The sequence below is a fragment of the Providencia rustigianii DSM 4541 genome (assembly GCF_000156395.1).
GTDB lineage: Bacteria > Pseudomonadota > Gammaproteobacteria > Enterobacterales > Enterobacteriaceae > Providencia > Providencia rustigianii.
Window position 1 is genome coordinate 1 of record NZ_GG703827.1, and the last position, 450, is coordinate 450.

The window sequence follows — 450 nt, forward strand, 5'->3', positions numbered from 1 at the left end:
ACGTCTGATGCGCCACACCCATCTTTACAGGCAAACTCTGCACTATTGAAATGCTCACTTAATTTTGTCACTCTTTACCCCTGTATACTTTAACCAGAAAAAATCTAAAGCCATGGTTCCCATCGCGCCTGCAACACCCGATGAAATCATGATCATGTACTCTGATGCTCCTGATTCGATAGCACCAAGACCACCAAGAAGCCCAGCAAACCCTGACACAACAACTTGCATTAAGGCATTTACCCAGCTCCATGCGGTATTATTTTTTCGTATATCAATGATATATCTCACAGCGCCTCCCCATGCGGAAATGAAGAGCAGCATCAACCACTGAACCAGACCGAAACTATTCGGATCTTTATCAAACATGTACTTAATCCCATAACTGTAAAAGTGGTCGCGTTGGCTCTGACGTCACTTCTGGCATATCAATTAATATTCCAGCGGGAA

At 43.8% G+C, this 450-nt stretch carries 1 protein-coding gene; it reads right to left on the reverse strand.

All coding sequences use genetic code 11. The annotated features are described in order from the left end of the window. Positions 1-54 precede the first annotated feature (54 nt). Positions 55-369, reverse strand: a complete 315-nt coding sequence (locus PROVRUST_RS18475) for a phage holin family protein (RefSeq protein ID WP_006816440.1) — start codon at positions 367-369, stop codon at positions 55-57. Between the last annotated feature and the right edge of the window lie 81 nt (positions 370-450).